We start from the raw sequence: 1,873 nt of genomic DNA, 5'->3' as shown, positions 1-1,873 counted from the left end.
GCTCTTCCGGGGTCAATTGAATTCCCATTTTCTTCGCCTCCATCATCTTGTCCACGGCCGCAGCCATCTGATGCAAGCGATCGATCCTGGCGTCCAGCAATGCACGCTGACGTGACAGGTGTGCCATTGCATCGACAGTCGGATCATCGAGGAGGGTGGCTATGTCGTCCAACACGAAACCGAGTTCGCGGTACGTCAATACCTGGTGCAGTCGCTCGACGTCGGCCGACGAGTAGCTGCGATAACCCTTCGGGGTCCGCCCGGACGGCACCACGAGACCGATCTCGTCGTAGTGGTGCAGTGTCCGGACGCTGATCCCGACGAGGCGGGACACCTCGCCCACCTTCATTGCCTCTGAATCGCTCACGGAAGACAACAGTGGTACCTCCCGTGGCGTGAGGGTCAAGTCCTGTCAGCGAACGACTCGTTCGCATCCTCCGGCAGGTGCTCCGGCGAGGCGCTGCGAAATCCAATCGAATGCACCGGGCCTGCCGCCGACCTCGGCGCTCGTGTGATCACCGGGGATCTCCTCCAAATGGACCGATGCGCCCATCGCGCACCACTGGTCCTGGACGGCTTCGGCGCCCTCCTTGGGAATGAGGAAGTCCTGTAGGCCCTGGTAGATGTAGATCGGCGCCTCGGGCTTGATCTGTCCCATCCGGTTCTCTTCGACCACGGCCTGGGTGATGGGGTGATCGAACACGTTCGGGACGTTCGACAGGTTTTGCTGATCGAACAGCAGCAGTCCGCTGTACGACAGCACGTCGACGCATTGGTCCTTCTGCACGAGTGCGAGTCGTTTGCCGTTGTCGTTGGCCAGTGAACGCATCTCCGGGTACTCCCGGCTCAGCCCGATGGTCGCTGCCGTGAACAGGCCGGATCCGATGCCGCCGTTGAGCGAGCGCTGCAGAATCTTGTAGTCGGTGGGAGGGCCACCGAACGCGACGCCGACGATGTTCAACTCCGGCGCGTACGTGGGCGCCAACTGCGCTGCCCAGCCCGACGCGATGGCCCCACCCGAGTAGCCGGTGATCGCGATCGGTGCGTCGGACGCGACACCCGCACTGTGGGATGCGCGCAACCCGTCGAGCACGGTGTGGCCGGATACGAGACCTGCCGAGTACGCCTGACGCGGACCTTGATAGTCGGTGGCGACGACGGCATAGCCCCGACCCAGCAAGTCCTGCATCCGGTCGATTTCCTTGTTCGTACCCCGCGGCAGCGTCGACGACGGTGCGCACGCGTTGCCGAGTGAATCCGTCGCCTCGTTGTACGCGACGACCGGTCGCGGTCCACCGCCCGTCCACGGCGCGTCGGGGACGATGACAGTCGTCGCCGCGGCGATCGGGTTGTTCTTCGAATCGGTCGAACGGAACAGCAGCTGCGTCGACGTCGTACCTGGTTGTACCGCAACACCTCTCGTGTTCAGGACCGTGCCTGGTTCCTGAGCTTCGAATCCCGCGGGCGCATCGAACCACGGGTCGCCGAGAGGGGTGGGGAGGTAGGCGGCAGGATCGCTCGGCGGATCGACGAGATCGCCGATGGGATCCGCCCGCGCCCACGGAGCAAACGCGACCATGAGTAATGCCGCGCCTGAAAAAACGATGGTCCTGCGCACTGTGCATTTCACGCTGACAAACCCACCCTGCTTCGTCTAGAGCGCCCCGACGCCTAGGAAAGACCGAGTCCTATGGTGCCACACGTGGCAAGGGTCTCCCTGGCGCGTGGGGTCGGGTGCTCGGGGGTTGCTGGGCGGGGCTCGCCGCCAAGTGACCGAAAGAGACTGTGAGTATGGGTGTGTCCGGTTGATACTGGACTTCTCCAGTGAGTTGGGGCCTGACTCTGAAACAGACCGACGTCTCAGACTGTCCTA

Annotated in this window: 2 protein-coding genes; both read right to left on the bottom strand. The window is 63.4% G+C overall.

Annotation, left to right across the window (positions count from 1 at the left end; genetic code table 11):
- A partial coding sequence (locus A2J03_RS18640) for a MerR family transcriptional regulator (protein WP_156520453.1) occupies positions 1-349 on the bottom strand: 349 nt, incomplete at its 3' end.
- 63 nt (positions 350-412) lie between these two features.
- Positions 413-1,579, bottom strand: a complete 1,167-nt coding sequence (locus A2J03_RS18635; protein WP_231912605.1) for a lipase family protein — start codon at positions 1,577-1,579, stop codon at positions 413-415.
- Positions 1,580-1,873 lie beyond the last annotated feature (294 nt).

It is taken from the genome of Rhodococcus sp. EPR-157, from assembly GCF_001647195.1.
Classification (GTDB): domain Bacteria; phylum Actinomycetota; class Actinomycetes; order Mycobacteriales; family Mycobacteriaceae; genus Rhodococcoides.
The sequence above is the reverse complement of the archived record's forward strand: the minus strand, read 5'-3'. Positions and strand labels throughout refer to the sequence as shown.

Bases quoted from the DNA above. Each gene is read 5' to 3' on its own strand.
- A2J03_RS18635 (WP_231912605.1), bottom strand. From the start codon at position 1,579: ATGGTCGCGTTTGCTCCGTGGGCGCGGGCGGATCCCATCGGCGATCTC.